The organism is Pseudomonas sp. RG1 (assembly GCF_025910115.1).
GTDB lineage: Bacteria > Pseudomonadota > Gammaproteobacteria > Pseudomonadales > Pseudomonadaceae > Aquipseudomonas > Aquipseudomonas atacamensis.
The window spans coordinates 20,610-36,576 of sequence record NZ_JAPCIK010000009.1 but is presented as its reverse complement, the minus strand read 5'-3'; the positions used below and the strand labels follow the sequence as shown (position 1 = coordinate 36,576).

The following is a 15,967-nucleotide window of genomic DNA, read 5'->3' as shown; positions in this document are numbered from 1 at the left end:
CAGTGGTTTTTAGCGCTCTAGAAGTTTGTGTTACAGACCTACAACATCCTCAGCCTGCAACCCCTTCTCGCCGGTGATCACCGCGTACTCGACCTGTTGACCTTCAGTCAGCGAGCGGTGCCCTTCGCCGCGAATTGCGCGGTAGTGCACGAACACGTCCACGCCGTCGTCGCGCTGGATAAAGCCATAGCCTTTGGCGTCGTTGAACCACTTCACGTTGCCGGTTTCGCGTGTTGCCATCTGTTCATACTCCTTTTTTATTATTGAACGGGCTTTTCGCAGGAAAGCCTTCGAGGAACGTCAGCCTGCGTCCGACGTCCATGACAGGGCACCGGCAACAGAGCGCCGAGTATATGACAGGTGCGAAAACTCTCAACAGGAGATTACTTCGGTGCTTTTTTGCCGATTTTCGCCTAATACGGCAAACTGTCCGCCCCGAGCGCCTGCTCGGTTTTATTCACTCACGCAGAAGCCGTATGACCCGTTCCCCGTTCCGCCGTCTTGTGTTTGGCACCCTGCGCCGCCTGTTGTATCTCTGGGTTCGCTCCGAGACCATCAATCAGTCGTCGTTCACTCTTAACCTCGACCGCAGTCGTCCGGTGTTCTACGTCCTGCAAAACCCTTCGCTGACCGATCTGGCGGTGGTTGACACAGAGTGCACCAAGGCCGGTTTGCCACGCCCGGTGCTGGCGGTGTCGGTGGGTTCACTCATCGAACCAGCGGCGTTTTTCTATTTGACGCCGGACCCGGACTGGCTCGGTCGCCAGGACAAACGCGGCGCGCCGCCGACTCTCACCCGTCTGGTCAGCGCGCTGACTCAGAATGCTGCCGAAGACGCGCAGATCATTCCGGTCAGCGTGTTCTGGGGCCAGTCGCCGGACAGCGAAAACAGTCCGTGGAAACTGTTGTTCGCCGACAGCTGGGCAGTCACCGGACGCCTGCGCCGGCTGCTGAGCATCATCGTCCTCGGGCGTAAAACCCGCGTGCAGTTTTCCGCGCCGATCCATCTGCGCGAACTGATCGATCACAACAAGGGCCACGAGCGCACCGTGCGCATGGCCCAGCGCATCCTGCGCGTGCACTTCCGCAATCTCAAAGCTGCGGTGATCGGCCCGGACATTTCTCACCGGCGCAATCTGGTCAAAGGCCTGCTCAATCAGCCGTTGGTCAAACAGGCGATCCTCGACGAAGCCGAGCGCGAAAAAATCTCCCCGGAAAAAGCCAAGGCCCAGGCCCTGCGCTACGGCAACGAGATCGCCTCGGACTACACCTACACCGCGATCCGTTTTCTCGAAGTGGTGCTGAGCTGGTTCTGGAACAAGATCTACGACGGCATCAAGGTCAACCACATCGAGGGCGTGCAGAACGTCGCGCAAGGTCACGAAGTGATCTACGTGCCGTGCCACCGCAGCCACATCGATTACTTGCTGCTTTCCTATCTGCTGTTCCGCAACGGCCTGACCCCGCCGCACATTGCTGCCGGAATCAACCTGAACATGCCGGTGATCGGCAGCCTGCTGCGTCGCGGCGGTGCGTTCTTCATGCGCCGCACCTTCAAAGGCAATCCGTTGTACACCTCGGTGTTCAACGAATACCTGCACACGCTGTTCACCAAAGGTTTCCCGGTCGAGTATTTCGTCGAGGGCGGTCGCTCGCGCACCGGGCGCATGCTGCAACCGAAAACCGGCATGCTCGCGATCACCCTGCGCAGTTTCCTGCGTTCGTCGCGGATGCCGATCGTCTTCGTGCCGGTGTACATCGGATACGAGCGCGTGCTCGAAGGCCGCACCTACCTCGGCGAACTGCGTGGGGCGAGCAAGAAAAAAGAATCGATCTTCGACATTTTCAAAGTGATCGGCGCGCTCAAGCAGCGCTTCGGTCAGGTCGCGGTCAACTTCGGCGAGCCGATCAAACTGGCGGAATTTCTCGACGCCGAGCAACCGGACTGGCGCCAGCAGGAGCTCGGCCCGCAGTTCAAACCGGCGTGGCTCAACGAAACCACCAACCGCCTCGGCGAGAAAGTCGCCCGGCACCTCAACGAAGCGGCGGCGATCAATCCGGTGAATCTGGTGGCGCTGGCCCTGCTGTCGACCACGCGCCTGGCGCTGGATGATCGAGCCATGGCGCGGGTGCTGGACCTGTATCTGGCGCTGCTGCGCAAGGTCCCGTATTCGCCACACACCACCTTGCCGGAAGGCGATGGCCGGGCGCTGATCGAGCATGTGAAAGACATGGATCTGCTCGCCGAGCAGAACGATGCGCTGGGCAAGATTCTGTATCTGGACGAGCAAAACGCGGTCCTGATGACTTACTACCGCAACAACGTCCTGCACATTTTCGCTCTGCCGTCGTTGCTGGCGAGTTTCTTCCAGAGCACCTCGCGCATGAGCCGCGAGCAGATCCTGCGCTACACCCGCGCGCTGTATCCGTACCTGCAATCGGAGCTGTTCATCCGCTGGAGCCTGGACGAACTCGACGCGGTGATCGATCAGTGGCTGGAAGCGTTCGTCGAGCAGGGCCTGCTGCGTTTCGAGAAGGACGTTTACCTGCGCCCGGCGCCGAGTTCGCGGCATTTCGTGCTGCTGACGCTGCTGTCGAAAAGCATCGCGCAGACCTTGCAGCGCTTCTACATGACCGTGTCCCTGCTGCTCAACAGCGGCCAGAACAGCATTAGCGCCGAAGAGCTGGAAGATCTGTGCACAGTGATGGCCCAGCGTCTGTCGATCCTCCATGGCCTGAACGCCCCAGAGTTTTTCGACAAGAGTCTGTTCCGCCACTTCATCCAGACCCTGCTCGACCTCGACGTCCTGCGCCGCGACGAAGCCGGCAAGCTCAGCTACCACGAGCTGCTCGGCGAGCTGGCCGAAGGCGCGGCCAAGCGCGTGCTGCCGGCGGAGATTCGCCTGTCGATCCGCCAGGTCGCGCTGCATCGCAGTGAAGATGCGGCGGATCAGATCACGCCACAGCCTGAGGCTTGAAGCCTTAGACCTGTGGGAGCGAGCCTGCTCGCGAAGACGGAATGTCAGTCGACATTTAGTTTGACTGAACCAGCGCTTTCGCGAGCAGGCTCGCTCCCACATTGAAAGGAGTTCCACCCATGAAAAAACTGCTGACCTTCGCTGCCGCCACGCTGCTCAGCGCCTGCCAATCAACCACACCCGCCGGCAAGGCCAGCCTCGACGGCGAAGTCTTCTACCTGCAACGCATCGCCCTGCCCCCGAGCGCGACCCTGAGCGTCAGCCTGCAAGATGTGTCGCTGGCCGATGCACCCGCCATCGTCCTCGCCGAACAGAACGGCCCGATCAAAGGCCAGGTGCCGCTGCCGCTTCATTTGAGCTACGATCCGGCGCAGGTCAAATCCGGCCACCGTTACTCGGTCAGCGCGCGCATTGAAGTCAACGGCGAGCTGATGTTCATCACCACCGAAAACCACGCCGTACAACTCGACGGCAACGACCCGCAGCCGCTGAAAATCCGCGTCGACGCCGTTCGTTAATCCATTTTTCGCCACAAGGAAGCCGCCATGCGCCGCCCTACCCTTCGCTTCGCCGCCGCCTGCGCCGGCCTGCTGATCTCCGCCAACGCCTTGGCCTTGTCGCTCAACGACCTGTCGCAACAAGACGCCACCGGCGGCCTCAAGGACGCCCTGACCCAAGGCGCACAGATCGCCGTGAAACAACTCGGCACCCCGGGTGGCTTCAGCAATAACCCCGAAGTGAAAATCGAACTGGCAGGCAAACTCGGCAAAGCCGCGAGCAAGATGAAAGCCTTCGGCATGGGCGCCCAGGTCGAAGAACTGGAAACCGCGATGAACAAAGCCGCCGAATCCGCCGTGACCCAGGCCCAGCCAATCCTCGTCGATGCAGTGAAGAAAATGAGCGTGGCCGACGCCAAAGGCATCCTCAGCGGCGGCAACGATTCGGCGACCCAATACCTGAACAAATCCAGCCGCGAACAGATCCGCGCGAAATTCCTGCCCATCGTCAAGCAAGCCACCGACAAGGTCGGCGTCGCGCAGAAGTACAACGCCTTTGCAGGTCAAGCTGCGGCTTTCGGTGTCGTCGACGCCAAGAGCGCCAACGTTGAAAGCTACGTCACCGAACAGGCACTCAATGGTTTGTTCGAGATGATCGGCAAGCAGGAAGAAACAATTCGTCAGAACCCGGCCGCTGCGGCGACGAGTCTGGCGAAGAAGGTGTTTGGTACGTTGTAATTTCCGAACCACAAAAAAAGCCCGCTCAACTTCCTCGGTTCAGCGGGTTTTTTTGCGCATCCGCTTTGTGGATCGACCGGACCGAGGACACGATTCACCGCAGTTCAGCAAGGGAAATCCTCTGCCGATGCGCAGTCATAGCGGGAAGTCGAGCTGATTACCAGAGCAACGTCGGCTTGAGATACCGAGTCAGTATCCGCAAAAGAAACAGATCAAAAGCCCCTCACCCTAGCCCTCTCCCGGAGGGAGAGGGGACTGACCGAGGTGTTCAGGCGAAATACGCCGACTTGCGATACCGAGTCGAATGCAGATTTTGGAACGCCCAAAATCGGCTCCCTCTCCCTCGGGAGAGGGCTGGGGTGAGGGGCAGCAACAACACAAATCAAAAGCCGAACACCCACGCTTTTCACCACTCAATGGCCGAGTGTCAGCTCGCCTGCTCTTGATCTTGATCCACCGGCGACGTCGGAAGGCTGATTGGAGGGATTGATCCGGGCGTGGGAGCGCAGCGACCGTTCGACGCAGTCGAACACAGCGGAAGGAGGTGCAGCGAAGCAAACCGGAGCCGCTGCGCCCGGATCGATCCCGCAGCGAAGGAACCCGAGCCTGCGAGGGCCGAACGCAGGAGCAAGCCTTTTTGGGTACTTTTTCGGCGTCTGGAAAAAGTGCCTCGCCGTAAGGGCGAAACCGCCAGCCGCAACCCCCGCAGAAACGGATATACACCCAAAACCCCAACAGCCTGGTCGGCCCAAAGGCCGCCAAGACAAAGAAACTCAAGCCTCCTTACGCACCCGAAACCAGGCCGCATACAACGCCGGCAAAAACAACAGCGTCAGCGCAGTCGCAACAATCAACCCGCCCATGATCGCCACCGCCATCGGCCCGAAAAACACACTGCGCGATAGCGGAATCATCGCCAGCACAGCCGCCAGCGCCGTCAATACAATCGGCCTGAAGCGCCGAACCGTAGCTTCGATAATCGCCTGCCAAGGCTTAAGCCCCGATGCAATATCCTGCTCGATCTGATCGACCAGAATCACCGAATTGCGCATGATCATCCCGGACAACGCGATCGTCCCGAGCATCGCCACAAACCCGAACGGCTGGCGGAACACCATCAGAAACAACGTCACCCCGATCAAGCCCAACGGCGCCGTCAGAAACACCATCGCCGTACGCGAGAAACTGCGCAACTGCACCATCAGCAAGGTCAGCACCACGACAATGAACATCGGCACCCCGGCATTCACCGACTTCTGCCCGCGCTCGGAATCCTCCACAGTGCCGCCGACATCCAGAAGATAACCATCAGGCAATTCGGCGCGAATCGGGTCCAGCGTCGGCATGATCTGCTTGACCAGCGTCGCCGGTTGCTCCTTGCCATAAATGTCCGCGCGTACGGTCACGTTCGGCAGGCGGTTGCGGTGCCAGATGATGCCTTCCTCGAAACCATATTCCAGCGTGGCAATCTGCGACAACGCCACACTGCGACCGTTATCGGTCGGCACCGCCAGGCTCGGCAACAACGACAATTCAGTGCGCTCGTGCACGGTGCCGCGCAGCAGAATCTCGATCAATTCGTTGTCTTCGCGGTACTGGCTGACCGTCGAGCCGACCAGCGAACTCTGCAGGAATTTCGCCAGATTCGCCGTGCTCACACCAAGCGCACGGGCGCGATCCTGGTCGATATTCAAGTAGACAACTTTGCTCGGCTCCTCCCAGTCCAAATGCACGTTGACCACATGCGGATTCTCGCGAACCTTTGCTGCCACCTTGCGCGCCAACGCACGGACTTCTTCGATGTGCTCGCCAGTGACGCGGAACTGCACCGGATAGCCAACCGGCGGCCCGTTTTCCAAACGGGTGACCCGCGAACGCAGGGCCGGGAACTGTTCGTTGAGGGTTTCGATCAACCAGCTGCGCAGCGCTTCACGCTCTTCGATGGTTTTTGCCAACACCACGAACTGAGCAAAACTCGCCGCCGGCAGTTGCTGATCCAGCGGCAGATAAAAGCGTGGCGAACCGGTGCCGACATAGGCCACATAATTGTCGATGCCGGCGTGCTCCTTGAGCAGCGCTTCGAGGCGTTTGACTTCACTGGTGGTGTTGGCCAGCGAAACACCTTCGGCCAGTTTCAGGTCGACCATCAACTCCAGCCGGTTCGAAGCCGGGAAGAACTGCTGCGGGACGAAACGGAACAACATCACCGAGGCGATAAACAGGCCCACGGTGAGCACGATCACCGTCTTGCGATGGGCCACGCACCACTCCACCAGACGCCGGACGCGCTGATAGAACGGCGTGGCATACGGATCCGGTTGACCATCGCCAGTGCCGTGTTTTGCCGCGTGAATTTTCGCCAGATCCGGCAGGAGTTTTTCCCCCAGATACGGCACGAACATCACCGCCGCGACCCATGAGGCGAGCAAGGCAATGGTCACCACCTGGAAAATCGAGCGGGTGTATTCACCGGTGCCGGACTGCGCAGTGGCAATCGGCAGGAAGCCGGCGGCGGTGATCAGCGTGCCGGTAAGCATCGGGAATGCGGTGCTGGTCCAGGCATAACTCGCCGCGCGAATGCGGTCGAAGCCCTGCTCCATTTTGATCGCCATCATTTCCACGGCGATGATCGCGTCGTCCACCAGCAGACCCAGCGCCAGCACCAGCGCACCGAGGGAAATCTTGTGCAGACCGATGCCGAGGTAATACATGCAAGCGAAGGTCATCGCCAGCACCAGCGGAATGGTCAGCGCGACGACCATGCCGGTGCGCACACCGAGGGAAAAGAAGCTCACCAGCAAGACGATCGCCAACGCCTCGACCAACACCTGGACGAACTCGCCGACGCCGGTTTTTACCGCTGCCGGCTGATCGGACACCTTGCGCAACTGCATGCCGGCCGGGAGGTTTTTCTGGATCCGCGAGAACTCGCCCTCCAGCGCCTTGCCCAGCACCAGAATGTCGCCGCCGTCCTTCATCGCCACGGCCAGACCGATCGCGTCGTCGCCCATGAAACGCATGCGCGGCGCCGGTGGGTCGCTGAAACCGCGACGCACATCAGCGATATCGGAGATGCGGAACGTACGATCGGCGACGCGGATCGGAAAGTTCTTTATCTCATCGACTGTCTGAAAATTCCCCGAGACACGTAGCTGCAAGCGCTCGCTGCCGGTTTCGAAGAACCCCGCCGTGGATACCGCGTTCTGTTCCTCCAGCGCCTGCTGCACTGCCGCCAGCGGCAAGCCGAGGGTGGCGAGCTTGACGTTGGACAGCTCGACCCAGATTTTCTCGTCCTGCAGGCCGAGCAGTTCGACCTTGCCGACGTCCTTGACCCGCTGCAGCTGGATCTGGATGCGGTCGGCGTAATCCTTGAGCACGGCGTAGTCGAAACCGTCGCCGGTCAACGCATAGATATTGCCGAAGGTGGTGCCGAACTCATCGTTGAAGAACGGCCCCTGAATTCCCGGCGGCAAAGTCTGGCGAATGTCGCCGACCTTCTTGCGCAACTGGTACCAGAGGTCAGGGATCTGCTTGGAGTGCATCGAGTCGCGGGCGATGAAGGTCACCTGGGATTCACCGGGGCGGGAGAACGACATGATGCGTTCGTACTCGCCGGTTTCCATCAGTTTCTTTTCGATCCGTTCAGTGACCTGACGCGAGACTTCTTGCGCGGTCGCACCGGGCCAGCGGGTCTGAATGACCATCGCCTTGAAGGTGAACGGCGGGTCTTCGCTCTGGCCGAGCTTGGTGTAGGACAACGCGCCGACAACGGCGAGCAAAAGCATCAGGAACAGCACGATCTGGCGATTACGCAACGCCCATTCGGAGAGGTTGAAGCGCATTGGGGCTTACTCCTTGTTCGCCAGATTGACCACGCGGTTGGAGCGATCCACTGGTCGCACCTGCTGGCCGTCGAGCAATACGTGAACGCCAGCAGCCACCACCCAGTCGCTGGCATTCAGGCCCTCGAGCACCGCCACGCTTTTCTCGCCGAACGGACCGACCCGCACCGGGGTTTTCTTCAACGTGTTGTTGCCGTTGACCACCCAGACGTAAGTCGCACCGTTTTCAGCGGTCAGCGCGGAAAGCGGTATCGACAACGAGACATTGTCGGCCGATTGCACAAACACCCGGGCGCTCTGCCCCAGTTCAGCCGGGACTTTGCCGCTGGTGAACGAGATACGCGCAGCAAAAGTGCGCGAGCGCGGATCGGCGGACGGCGACAACTCGCGGATCTGCCCGGCGAAGCGTTGATTTTGCTGTGCCCACAATTCCACGGTAACCGGCTGACCAACCTTGAAGCGGCCGAAGCTTTGCTCCGGCAGGCTGATCAACACTTCGCGCTCACCATCGGTGGCGAGGGTGAACACGGTTTGCCCGGCAGCGACCACCTGCCCGACTTCCACCGAACGCTTGGCCACCACGCCATCCTGTGGCGCACGCAGCACCGCGTAACTGGCCTGGTTGGTCGAAACGTTGAATTCGGCTTTGATTTGTTTAAGGCGGGCTTCGCCGGAGCGATATAGATTTTCGGCGTTGTCGTAGGCCGAGCGGCTGACCATCTGCCGATCCATCAGGGTTTTATAACGATCCCGCTCGGCGCGCACCAGGTTCAGATTGGCCTCGGCGGCGGCGACCTGCGCGCGGGTGGCTTCCAGTTGCAGGCGCACATCCTGCGGATCGAGTTCGGCCAAGGGCTGATCGGCCTTGACGCGCTGGCCTTCGTCGACCAGTCGTCGGCTGACTTTGCCGCCGATGCGGAATGCCAGATCAGGCTCATAACGGGCACGCACCTCGCCCGGATAACTCTCCATCGCCTGCGCCGAAGGCTCGGGCTGTACCACCATGGCCGGGCGTACGGTGACTTTGGTCACCTCTTCCTGACCGCACGCCGATAACAGGAACGCCAGACTGACTGGCACGGCAAAGGACAACGCATGGCGGAACATGGTGACGGACCTTTCGCGAATGAGGCTTGGAATATTTATACTGGCGGGTATGGTATTAATAGCAAACTCACCAGTCCAGTATTAAAAGCGAAGAATGTCGAACAATCTTTCAGCTCCAAACGGCCCGGGCCGCCCCAAGGATCTGGCCAAACGCCAAGCGATCCTGGATGCGGCGAAAACCCTGTTTCTCTGCCATGGCTACGCCAACACCAGCATGGACGCGGTGGCCAGCGAGGCCGGCGTGTCGAAGCTGACGGTCTACAGCCATTTCAACGACAAGGAGACGCTGTTCTCCGCTGCCGTCGTCGCGAAATGCGAGGAACAATTGCCACCGCTGTTCTTCGAATTGCCGGACGGCATCGCGGTGGAAAATGTATTGCTGAACATTGCCCGAGGCTTCCACCACCTGATCAACAGCGATGAATCGGTGAACCTGCACCGTCTGATCATGGCGCTGGGCAGCCAGGATCCGAAGCTGTCGCTGATCTTCTTCGAGGCCGGCCCCGAGCGCGTGGTCAACGGCATGGAAGGTCTGCTGACGAAAATCCATGCAACCGGCGCGCTGAGCATCGACCAGCCACGCAATGCCGCCGAGCACTTCTTCTGCCTGATCAAAGGGGCGGGAAATTTTCGTTTGTTGTACGGCTGCGGCGAGCCGCTGACCGGAGAGGCAGCGGAACGGCATGTGCGGGAGGTGGTGGGGTTGTTTATGAGGGCGTACAAACCCTGACAGTTTTGCGGTGCTTGTGCAGACCGCTTCGCGAGCTGGCTCGCTCCCACACTGGAATGCATTTCAACTGTGGGAGCGAGCCTGCTCGCGAATGGGGCGACGCGCTCTCAGGGTTTGAGCGCTTTCTTCGGATAAATGTCATACCGGCTCGATTTGCCATCCAGCGCATGGCTCGGTTTCGGCCCTTCGATGCACGGTGCCTTGCGCGGGCGCTTGACCACCACCCGGTGCGTGGCCAGTGCCAGTGCGGCTTCAAGCAGGGCCGGGGCATCCGGATCATCACCGACCAGCGGGCGGAACAGGCGCATTTCCTTTTTCACCAGCGCGGTTTTCTCGCGATGCGGGAACATCGGGTCGAGGTAGATCACCTGCGGCGGTTCCCCTTCCCAACTGCGCATCACTTCGATGGAGTTGCCCTTGAGCAATTTCATCCGCGCCACGATCGGCGCTACATCGAAATCTTCTGCCGCCCGGGCCAAGCCGTCCTCAAGCAGTGCGCCGATCAGCGGCTGGCGCTCGATCAGGCTCATTTCACAACCGAGACTGGCCAACACAAACGCGTCCTTGCCCAGCCCCGCCGTGGCATCGAGGACGCGCGGGCGCACGCCTTGGGCGATGCCGACAGCCTTGGCAATCATCTGCCCGCTGCCGCCGCCATACAAACGACGATGCGCCGCGCCGCCTTCGACGAAATCGACCCGCACCGGTCCCGGGGCGTCCGGGCCAAGCTGCTGCAACTGCAAACCCTGCTCGCCGACCTGCAAGGCGAACTCACCGTCGGCCTCGCCGAGCGGCAGGCCGAGACGTTCGGCCCAGTGTGCGGCTTGCGTTTGAAACGCTGGGGCGAGGGCCTGGACATGGATGCGGCAGGCCGCGGGTGACTCGATCATGAAAAAACGCTCAAAAAAGTTAAGGATCGACAAAAACCGCCGATAAACCATTCAACGCGCATTTTGCCAGAGCTGAGCGTCAACCGAAAAAAATGTCAGGCATTCTTCCCACATCGATTGGCTACGTTTCGCCCCATGGCGACTTCAGCCGTCATAACACTCAAGCACTGAGCGGCGTCAGTCACCTGTGGCAGGATTTCTTTGCCCAGGCCCTGGCCGAACAGACGAGTGAAGTGGTGCCTGCCTGTGGCACGTTTCCTCCGGTTGACCTGAACAGCCCGGAAGAACCAACCGTTGGCAGCGAGTTGCACGCGCACATCGTCAGCCAGCGTGAGTGCGACGTGGTCGAAACCCAGGTTCGCCCGCCGGAGCCACTGTTCCTGCCGATCGCCGAGTTCGAAATGGAGCTGCTGGACAAGCCGTTCCCACCGTTCCCGCCAGAAGAACTCAAAGCCCAGCAAGAGCAACAGGATTTCGACAGCAGCTGGGTGCGCCCGATTGTGATCAACAATGGCCAGCCAGTGCCGGAGCCAGGCCCTGCTCCGCAGAAACGCCCGCTGTACCTGCCGATTGCCGAGTTCGACCTGGACTTGCTGCAGAAGCCTTACCCGCCGTTCCCGCCGGAAGAAATCGTCGAGCAACAGAAAGCCCTGGACTTCGATAACGGCTGGGCTCGCCCGATCGTTCTGCAGAACCTGCGCCTCGCCGCCTGATTCTCAGCGACACACGCTCCAGCGCCCGACATCGACATGAAAGTGATTGCGATGAGCGGCGTTGTAGTCCGGACTCAACACCACACTGAATGACTCACAGGCGCCGTCACGCAGCTGGCGCAGAAACTCTGCGTCCTGACTCTGCTTGGGCCAATCCTTGAGCACGCTGATCGTGCGCCCGTCAGACAGGCGGAAACCGGCGATGTCCAGCGCGTCGGCACTCGCATGTCGGCTGAGAGCGCCGTTCTCACGGTTGTAGACATTGCGACAGGCGAAGCTGCCGAGGTGATCGACCCGCGCGATTTTCTGGCCGTAAACCGATTGCGCCGCCGGTTGCAGGGTGTGGTGTTCAAACATTGCGTAGGCCACCGCCAGCGGGCAACTGGCGATGAAACTGCTGCTCAGCGCCACTTCACCGCCCTGCACCCGCAGAGCACCGATCAGCGGACACTTGGCGCCCGGGCTGTCGGCCTGGGGACTGACGCGCAGATCCGAGCTGCTCAATGCCTGTGCGCAAAGCTCGGAATCACTGCGCAGGCGCATGAGTTTGTAACCGGTCAGCCAGTTGGGCGCGGTTTTTACGTCCAGGGGCGCCCAGGGATTCCACTGTGGTGGCACGTCCAGCCAACCACGCCAGACACTCACCGCGCCACCAGCGATCGCGAGCAACACCCCCCAGAACAGCCAACGTCCCATGCTCAGTCCTTGAAGAATTGATTGGCCCTGGCATACGGCATCGACTGTGACGTGAAGCCAAAGCTGCCGGATTGCTGGATTTCTTCAGCTGCGCGGAAGAACTCGCCGAACGCCGCCAGCGCCAGTGCCGAGCCGGTGCTGATGCGGCGTACGCCCATTTCCTCGAGCTGTTGCACGGTCATTTTCAAACCGCCAGACATCAAGACGTTGATCGGTTTCGGCGCCACGGCTCGCACCACTGCCAGCACTTCTTCGGCGCTGCGCAAACCCGGTGCATAGAGCACGTCGGCACCCGCCGCGGCAAATGCCTGCAAACGGCGAATGGTGTCGTCGAGATCGGGATTACCGTGCAGGTAATTTTCCGCGCGGGCGGTGAGGATGAAGGGAAACGGCAGCGTACGTACCGCCGCGACGGCGGCTTCAATCCGCGCCACGGCGTGTTCGAAGCAATAGATCGGCGCGTCCGGACGTCCCGTAGCGTCCTCGATCGACCCGCCCACCGCGCCCGCTTCGGCGGCGCGCAGAAGGCTCTGCGCAGCCTCGACCGGGTCATCGGCAAAGCCGTTTTCCAGATCCACCGCCACCGGCAGATCCGTCGCTGCGACAATCGCGCGGACATTGGCCAAGGTTTCGTCGAGACTCAGTGCGCCATCAGCCTTGCCCTGGGAAAACGCGTAACCGGCGCTGGTGGTGGCCAAGGCCTGATAGCCAAGACTGGCGAGCATCTTCGCCGAGCCGGCATCCCACGGATTGGGGATGACGAAGATCCCCTGGCGATCATGCAGGGCCTTGAAGGCTTGGGCTTTAAGGAGTTGCTGTTGACTGACTTGGACGTTCATCGACGGGCTCCCGGACAGAAAAAACCCGCCTCAGAGCAAGCCAAGCTGCTCGGCGGCGGGTTCTCTGTATAGCTCAGGCAGCGCGGGCAAGCCAGGCAAACGTTGCATCAGTTGTGCGTGAAAACGTTGCGCCAGCTTCGCTGCCAACAGGTTGTCGGCGGTATGCAGAAAGACGTAGGGCGTGCGGCCCTCTTCGATCCATTCAGCGACTTTCGCCACCCACGGCACAAGAAACGCATCGTTGGCCTCAAGCTCGGGGTGGCCGATGAAACGCACCTGTGGAAACTGCGTGAAGGCCGCCGGACGGGTCGGCACTCGCGGCTTTTTCGACTGCGCGTGGATCACCGAGGACTCGGTCGACAAGCAACTGAACAGCGCGCGCGGGTCGAGACAGATGCGCTCGACACCGCGATCCAGCAACAGACGATTGAGCAGACGCTCGCTCTCGCCCTTGGCGAAGAACTGTTCATTGCGCACCTCGACCGCAAGCGGGCAATCCAGCGCATCTATAAACGCCGCGAGCTCCGGGAGACGCTGCGGCGTGAAGCTTTTCGACAGTTGCAGCCACAGCGGCGAAACACGTTCGCCTAACGGCTTGAGTAATTGCAGGAAGGTTTCGGCAGCGGTCAGTTGCTCACGCAAGTCGCCGCTGTGGCTGATGTCGCCGGGGAATTTGGCAGTGAAGCGAAAGTGTGCCGGCATGATCTCGGCCCAGCGCTGGACGGTAGCCGGCGATGGACTGGCGTAGAAGGTGGTGTTGCCTTCGACGGCGTTGAACACCTGGCAGTAGAGAGCGAGAAAGTCGGAGGTTTTTGCGTCTACCGGATACAGATACTCGCGCCAGGCATTTTCGCTCCAGGACGGGCAACCGAGGTAGTAAGGCAGATCCATCAGATATACAGATCGAGGCCCAGCACGTCTGCGTCCCAATCAACAAAACCGGCGGTGCTCAGGTAGCTGGCCAAGGCCATGGCTACGCTTTTCTTCATCGCGCGATGGTAGATCATGTCTTGTTGACGGGCAGGCAGATTGCTCAGGCGTTGCGCGGTGGCTTGAGCGGCACGAGCGGCCATCTGCTCTTCGCTCGGGAATTCCAGCTCGCCGTCGATGATGTCGACGGATTCATCCAGCGCCGCATTGCCTTTACGCGGCTTGCGCTTGATGGGGTAGGACTGAGTGGAAACGCCGTCTATACGCATAATGTCATGCTCGGTATCAATGATGGCAATTTAGCGGCACTTGACCGACTTAGCAAACCGCCGAGTGATAACTAGAACACAGAAAGCGCAAAAGGTTTTAAGGGAGGGGGAAGAAACTGACGATTGGCGATATTTGTATGTGACCAATGAACCTGTGGGAGCGGGCCCGCTCCCGCCGAGTCCAGCACATTCAACATATGCATTGACTGACCAGAAGCCTTCGCGAGCAGGCTCGCTCCCACAGGAGAAAGTGTCTGTCAGCGGGCTTTGGGGGTGGCGACTTTATCGCGCAGGTAGACCGGCTGGGCGTCATCTGCCGGGATCGCCTCACCGCGCTCCCAGGCGAAACGCGCCAGGGTCAACAGGTCTTCGGCGTGGGGCAGCATGCCCGCATCGGAGCCGCTCAGATTGACCGCAATGCGCTCGCCGTAGCCCCAACCGGTACCGGCACCGAACCAATCGCCATTGGCGTCAGCCGGCAGCGCGGCGACTTCCGGTGGTAGAACGGCTTCGGCACCAACCAGACGCATCTCCCCCGCCGTCTCGCGGTAGCAGCCCCAATACACTTCATCCATCCGCGCATCGATGGCGGCTGCCACCTGGCTTACGCCACGTTCACGAAAGGCACGCTGGGCGAGCACGGCAAGGTTGGATACCGGCAATACCGGACGATCCAGAGCAAAGGCCAAACCCTGCACCACACCGATGGCAATGCGCACACCGGTGAACGCACCCGGGCCACGGCCGAAGGCAATCGCGTCGACCGCTTGCAACGTGGTGCCGGCATCGGCAAGCAATTGCTGGATCATCGGCAGCAGCTTCTGCGCATGCAGACGCGGGATCACCTCGTAATGGCTCGTGACCTCGCCGTCATGCAGCAAGGCAACGGAGCAAGCTTCAGTCGCGGTGTCCAGGGCCAGCAAGGTGCTCATCGATGTTTCCAAAACAGGGGTGGGGAAAAAAGTGCGTCAGTATAAACAACTACGGCCCGCAAGCGGGCCGTGGATGATGCAGCCGATCAGACTTTTCAGCTCAGCGCAGCCAGCACCTTGGCGGTGATCGCATCAACCGAACCAACGCCCGGAATGTGGCTGTACTTCGGCTTGCCGGCGTTTTTGGCGGACAGGCTCTGATAGAACTCCACCAAAGGCTTGGTCTGCGAGTGGTAGACCGACAGGCGATGACGCACGGTTTCTTCGGTGTCGTCCTTGCGCTGCACCAGCTCTTCGCCGGTGATGTCGTCCTTGCCAGCCAGTTTCGGCGGGTTGTAGACGATGTGGTAAACGCGGCCGCTGGCTTCGTGAACACGGCGACCGGCGATGCGCTGGACGATTTCTTCGTCTTCAACAGCGATCTCGACCACGGCATCCAACTCGACACCGGCAGTGACCAGTGCTTCAGCCTGCGGAATGGTGCGCGGGAAGCCATCGAACAGGAAACCGTTGGCGCAATCAGGTTGAGCGATGCGGTCCTTGACCAGCGCGATGATCAGGTCATCCGACACCAGGCCGCCGGCATCCATGATGCTCTTGGCTTGCACGCCCAGTGGAGTGCCAGCCTTGACCGCAGCACGCAGCATGTCGCCGGTGGAGATTTGCGGAATGCCGAATTTCTCGGTGATGAACTTTGCCTGAGTACCTTTACCGGCCCCGGGAGCTCCCAGCAGAATGACGCGCATCGATGTGCTCCTCAATTTTTTATATAAAAGCTTTACAAAACAAAGGATTCGCTCGTAACC

At 60.5% G+C, this 15,967-nt stretch carries 15 protein-coding genes; 5 read left to right on the top strand and 10 right to left on the bottom strand.

Annotation, left to right across the window (positions count from 1 at the left end):
• Positions 1–30 precede the first annotated feature (30 nt).
• Positions 31–240, bottom strand: a complete 210-nt coding sequence (locus tag OK411_RS06370; protein WP_016771489.1) for a cold-shock protein — start codon at positions 238–240, stop codon at positions 31–33.
• A 236-nt stretch (positions 241–476) separates the two neighbouring features.
• Here OK411_RS06370 and plsB point away from each other — a divergent pair, with 236 nt between their 5' ends.
• From plsB to OK411_RS06355, 3 genes are all read left to right on the top strand, one after another.
• Positions 477–2,978 (top strand): glycerol-3-phosphate 1-O-acyltransferase PlsB, encoded by a 2,502-nt coding sequence (gene plsB, locus OK411_RS06365; RefSeq protein ID WP_122610711.1) that lies wholly within the window; start codon positions 477–479, stop codon positions 2,976–2,978.
• 119 nt (positions 2,979–3,097) lie between these two features.
• Positions 3,098–3,496 carry a YbaY family lipoprotein gene (locus OK411_RS06360; RefSeq protein WP_264364591.1) on the top strand — a complete coding sequence of 133 codons (399 nt, stop codon included), beginning with the start codon at positions 3,098–3,100 and terminating at the stop codon, positions 3,494–3,496.
• A 27-nt stretch (positions 3,497–3,523) separates the two neighbouring features.
• Positions 3,524–4,213, top strand: coding sequence for a DUF4197 domain-containing protein (locus tag OK411_RS06355; RefSeq protein ID WP_264364590.1), 690 nt, complete (start codon positions 3,524–3,526; stop codon positions 4,211–4,213).
• A gap of 773 nt (positions 4,214–4,986) precedes the next feature.
• Here the strand turns inward: OK411_RS06355 and OK411_RS06350 are convergent.
• Positions 4,987–8,055, bottom strand: coding sequence for an efflux RND transporter permease subunit (locus OK411_RS06350; protein ID WP_041478146.1), 3,069 nt, complete (start codon positions 8,053–8,055; stop codon positions 4,987–4,989).
• A gap of 6 nt (positions 8,056–8,061) precedes the next feature.
• On the bottom strand, positions 8,062–9,162 hold the full coding sequence (locus OK411_RS06345; RefSeq protein WP_071174527.1) for an efflux RND transporter periplasmic adaptor subunit: 1,101 nt from the start codon (positions 9,160–9,162) through the stop codon (positions 8,062–8,064).
• Positions 9,163–9,256: 94 nt separating this feature from the next.
• Between OK411_RS06345 and OK411_RS06340 the strand changes: the two genes are divergently transcribed.
• The gene (locus OK411_RS06340) at positions 9,257–9,892 is read left to right on the top strand and encodes a TetR/AcrR family transcriptional regulator (protein ID WP_071174526.1); all 636 of its coding nucleotides are present in this window, start codon (positions 9,257–9,259) and stop codon (positions 9,890–9,892) included.
• A gap of 107 nt (positions 9,893–9,999) precedes the next feature.
• Here OK411_RS06340 and OK411_RS06335 read toward each other — a convergent pair whose 3' ends face one another.
• Positions 10,000–10,782 (bottom strand): class I SAM-dependent methyltransferase, encoded by a 783-nt coding sequence (locus OK411_RS06335; RefSeq protein WP_404822205.1) that lies wholly within the window; start codon positions 10,780–10,782, stop codon positions 10,000–10,002.
• 92 nt (positions 10,783–10,874) lie between these two features.
• On the opposite strand from OK411_RS06335, the gene OK411_RS06330 reads away from it, so the two are divergent.
• Positions 10,875–11,495 carry a hypothetical protein gene (locus OK411_RS06330; RefSeq protein WP_056783179.1) on the top strand — a complete coding sequence of 207 codons (621 nt, stop codon included), beginning with the start codon at positions 10,875–10,877 and terminating at the stop codon, positions 11,493–11,495.
• Between the two features lie 3 nt (positions 11,496–11,498).
• Here the strand turns inward: OK411_RS06330 and OK411_RS06325 are convergent, their stop codons facing one another.
• The 6 genes from OK411_RS06325 to adk form a co-directional block, all read right to left on the bottom strand.
• A complete protein-coding gene (locus tag OK411_RS06325) occupies positions 11,499–12,191 on the bottom strand; it encodes an extensin family protein (RefSeq protein ID WP_217879397.1) in 693 nt (230 codons plus the stop codon).
• Between the two features lie 2 nt (positions 12,192–12,193).
• Positions 12,194–13,030 carry an isocitrate lyase/PEP mutase family protein gene (locus OK411_RS06320; RefSeq protein ID WP_264364589.1) on the bottom strand — a complete coding sequence of 279 codons (837 nt, stop codon included), beginning with the start codon at positions 13,028–13,030 and terminating at the stop codon, positions 12,194–12,196.
• Between the two features lie 30 nt (positions 13,031–13,060).
• Positions 13,061–13,921, bottom strand: a complete 861-nt coding sequence (locus OK411_RS06315) for a DUF72 domain-containing protein (RefSeq protein ID WP_024011753.1) — start codon at positions 13,919–13,921, stop codon at positions 13,061–13,063.
• Positions 13,921–14,229: a hypothetical protein gene (locus OK411_RS06310; protein WP_042606956.1), complete on the bottom strand. Its 309-nt coding sequence runs from the start codon at positions 14,227–14,229 to the stop codon at positions 13,921–13,923. The genes OK411_RS06315 and OK411_RS06310 overlap by 1 nt, the downstream gene beginning before the upstream one ends.
• Positions 14,230–14,486: 257 nt before the next feature.
• Positions 14,487–15,161, bottom strand: coding sequence for a tRNA (adenosine(37)-N6)-threonylcarbamoyltransferase complex dimerization subunit type 1 TsaB (tsaB, locus tag OK411_RS06305; RefSeq protein ID WP_217879394.1), 675 nt, complete (start codon positions 15,159–15,161; stop codon positions 14,487–14,489).
• A gap of 95 nt (positions 15,162–15,256) precedes the next feature.
• Positions 15,257–15,907, bottom strand: coding sequence for an adenylate kinase (gene adk, locus OK411_RS06300; RefSeq protein ID WP_016771498.1), 651 nt, complete (start codon positions 15,905–15,907; stop codon positions 15,257–15,259).
• Between the last annotated feature and the right edge of the window lie 60 nt (positions 15,908–15,967).

Bases quoted from the DNA above. Each gene is read 5' to 3' on its own strand.
- OK411_RS06370 (WP_016771489.1), bottom strand. From the start codon at position 240: ATGGCAACACGCGAAACCGGCAACGTGAAGTGGTTCAACGACGCCAAA.
- plsB (WP_122610711.1), top strand. From the start codon at position 477: ATGACCCGTTCCCCGTTCCGCCGTCTTGTGTTTGGCACCCTGCGCCGC.
- OK411_RS06360 (WP_264364591.1), top strand. From the start codon at position 3,098: ATGAAAAAACTGCTGACCTTCGCTGCCGCCACGCTGCTCAGCGCCTGC.
- OK411_RS06355 (WP_264364590.1), top strand. From the start codon at position 3,524: ATGCGCCGCCCTACCCTTCGCTTCGCCGCCGCCTGCGCCGGCCTGCTG.
- OK411_RS06350 (WP_041478146.1), bottom strand. From the start codon at position 8,055: ATGCGCTTCAACCTCTCCGAATGGGCGTTGCGTAATCGCCAGATCGTG.
- OK411_RS06345 (WP_071174527.1), bottom strand. From the start codon at position 9,162: ATGTTCCGCCATGCGTTGTCCTTTGCCGTGCCAGTCAGTCTGGCGTTC.
- OK411_RS06340 (WP_071174526.1), top strand. From the start codon at position 9,257: ATGTCGAACAATCTTTCAGCTCCAAACGGCCCGGGCCGCCCCAAGGAT.
- OK411_RS06335 (WP_404822205.1), bottom strand. From the start codon at position 10,782: ATGATCGAGTCACCCGCGGCCTGCCGCATCCATGTCCAGGCCCTCGCC.
- OK411_RS06330 (WP_056783179.1), top strand. From the start codon at position 10,875: ATGTCAGGCATTCTTCCCACATCGATTGGCTACGTTTCGCCCCATGGC.
- OK411_RS06325 (WP_217879397.1), bottom strand. From the start codon at position 12,191: ATGGGACGTTGGCTGTTCTGGGGGGTGTTGCTCGCGATCGCTGGTGGC.
- OK411_RS06320 (WP_264364589.1), bottom strand. From the start codon at position 13,030: ATGAACGTCCAAGTCAGTCAACAGCAACTCCTTAAAGCCCAAGCCTTC.
- OK411_RS06315 (WP_024011753.1), bottom strand. From the start codon at position 13,921: ATGGATCTGCCTTACTACCTCGGTTGCCCGTCCTGGAGCGAAAATGCC.
- OK411_RS06310 (WP_042606956.1), bottom strand. From the start codon at position 14,229: ATGCGTATAGACGGCGTTTCCACTCAGTCCTACCCCATCAAGCGCAAG.
- tsaB (WP_217879394.1), bottom strand. From the start codon at position 15,161: ATGAGCACCTTGCTGGCCCTGGACACCGCGACTGAAGCTTGCTCCGTT.
- adk (WP_016771498.1), bottom strand. From the start codon at position 15,907: ATGCGCGTCATTCTGCTGGGAGCTCCCGGGGCCGGTAAAGGTACTCAG.